Annotated in this window: 2 protein-coding genes and 2 pseudogenes; 2 read left to right on the forward strand and 2 right to left on the reverse strand. The window is 60.4% G+C overall.

All coding sequences use genetic code 11. The annotated features are described in order from the left end of the window. Positions 1–332 precede the first annotated feature (332 nt). Positions 333–452, reverse strand: a pseudogene (locus tag AAFX91_RS41095) (ATP-binding protein); the annotation flags it as partial. A 29-nt stretch (positions 453–481) separates the two neighbouring features. Between AAFX91_RS41095 and AAFX91_RS41100 the strand changes: the two are divergent. Both AAFX91_RS41100 and AAFX91_RS41105 read left to right on the forward strand, forming a co-directional pair. Then, on the forward strand, positions 482–970 hold the full coding sequence (locus tag AAFX91_RS41100) for a hypothetical protein (protein WP_207231195.1): 489 nt from the start codon (positions 482–484) through the stop codon (positions 968–970). Further along, a complete protein-coding gene (locus AAFX91_RS41105) occupies positions 964–1371 on the forward strand; it encodes a recombinase family protein (RefSeq protein WP_394570282.1) in 408 nt (135 codons plus the stop codon). The genes AAFX91_RS41100 and AAFX91_RS41105 overlap by 7 nt, the downstream gene beginning before the upstream one ends. Here the strand turns inward: AAFX91_RS41105 and AAFX91_RS41110 are convergent. Further along, positions 1363–2092 (reverse strand): annotated as a pseudogene (locus tag AAFX91_RS41110) (hypothetical protein); the annotation flags it as partial. The gene AAFX91_RS41105 and the pseudogene AAFX91_RS41110 overlap by 9 nt on opposite strands.

Here is a 2092-nt window from a genome sequence, read left to right on the forward strand (position 1 = left end):
GGGAATCCTCGTCGCCGAGCCCATCGCATTGCCAGCGGTTTTCGCCGAGAGGATCGCGCGTCATCACATGTTCAGGTGCGGATTCCGACGAAGTCGCCCGGGTGTACCGATTTGAAGTCGCCCGGGGATTCCGAGACGATGTCGCCCACCTCTCCGATTTGATCTCGCCCGGGGCGAGGCGTTCTGGCCGATTGGTTCTCTGGCATCGGTCAAGCCGCGTGGTCAATCTGGAATCGCGGCTTGAATCTGTTTTTTCTGCTGCGGTTGCTGTGGGCATGTGGGCAACGCCTTGGCGTTGTCAAGCGAAGCGGCATGTCCACAGCGCTACGGGCTCAGGCCTTTCGGGCGGATTGCCGGGTTCGGCGCAAGCTTTCGCCGGAGAGATCGAGCCGATGGGCGTTGTGGACGAGGCGATCGAGGACGGCGTCGGCGTAGGTGGGGTCGCCGAACACGACAGAGTACCCCTATTCTTGAGCGGGTCATGTCTCACGTCACGATCACTGACCCGCATCATTTCCTGTTCGGGCACCGGCTTGAGGTGCTGAAGGAGCGGTCGGGGCGCGGTCCTGCCTACGTCGTCGTCGCGCTGCCGGACGGTCGGCGGCGGGCGGTTCGGGTCGCGTCGACCGATCTTGCCGAGACGCCGATCACTTGCCACCCGAACGCGGCCGATCTGCCGCGCATCAGTGCACGGACGCTGATCCCATTGATGCAACATTTGAGCGCGAGTCTGAGCCTTCTCGACGAGAAGGTGATTCGCGATGACCCACCGACCGCTTCCGGGTCGCGTTGCGTATCGACCCCTGCCGACGTTAGCAACTCCACCCGGCCGTCCAACGACCGACATTCCGCGCCTATGGCCGAATCTGTCGACCGCGACGCAAACCCAGATTGCTCAAACGATCGCCGCGCTGATGCGGCGAATGCAAGCGATCCCCGGCACGCCCGGAAGGAGACTGGGTCGTGCTGATCAGCTTGAACGTCGCTGACGAGCGGCTCACAAACGCGCACCGTGCCAAGTTGGCTTATGTCTACGTGCGGCAGTCATCCGTGAACCAGGTGCGCCAGCACCAGGAGAGCACCGAGCTACAGTACCGCCTTGTTGATCGCGCCATTGGTCTGGGCTGGCCGCCCGAGCGCGTGCAGGTCATTGACGAGGATCTGGGCAAATCCGGTGCTGGCGGCGTGGATCGTCATGGCTTCCAGAAGCTTATTGCCGAGATCGGCCTTGGCAACGCGGGTCTTGTGGTGAGTCTCGATGCGTCGCGCTTGGCCCGCAATAACCGGGACTGGCATCAGCTGCTCGAACTGTGCTCGGTATTCGGCGTGCTCATTGCGGATGGCGAGCGGCTTTACGATCAGTCATGTTGATACCTTCATTTGTTTTGCTCTCGGGTCGAAAACGAGATGATCTCGAGCTCCTGTCTTAAGCTCGCGCAGCGCAGCAATGCTGGCTTCTGTATCAGGAAAAAGGAATCGCTTGTCCCAGGGATCGCGCTGGACGTTGATGATGCCACTGCGGATACGTTGCTTGATCCAAGAGCTCGAAACTCCCAAACGCTTTGCCATTGCGGTTACCGGCAGCCAGCCCGCAATGTGACGGGCACGCGTTGCGACGGCGTTCTGTAGTACGCGATGGCGCTGCCGGACGATCTGAACGGTTCGTACTGGAACATAATTTCGGCGCGGTGAGCGGTGCCCCTCCTGTGTCAGGGTATTGGCGATCTCGGCATCATCGAAACCCTGGTGGGCCAACTCAAGGATACGTGCTTGCATCTCAGCCCCTCGAGTTAGAGCATGCAGTGCATGGACCCTCGGCTCGACTTCCAATTCGGAAATCTCGCCACCGCGCCAGACGATCCGAACCGCGATTCGATCGCGCGTGATGCGGTGGAGAACAACCTTGTCAATCAGTGTTCGTAATAACTGCTTCTTATCTGCCCGGCTCACATCAGGCCGCTGCCAGAGCTCAGGTAAGTGTGGACCAAGCGCAAGAAACTCATTCTGCTCCTCTGGGTGAAATGGACCCCGATTGTGGGACCACGTGCTTAGTTGGAAGGGGCTGCTCCGTTTGATAGACGGAGCGCATGAT

It is taken from the genome of Bradyrhizobium sp. 31Argb (assembly GCF_043638955.1).
Classification (GTDB): domain Bacteria; phylum Pseudomonadota; class Alphaproteobacteria; order Rhizobiales; family Xanthobacteraceae; genus Bradyrhizobium.

Excerpts from the sequence above, each read along its gene's own strand:
- AAFX91_RS41100 (WP_207231195.1), top strand. The coding sequence starts at position 482 with ATGTCTCACGTCACGATCACTGACCCGCATCATTTCCTGTTCGGGCAC.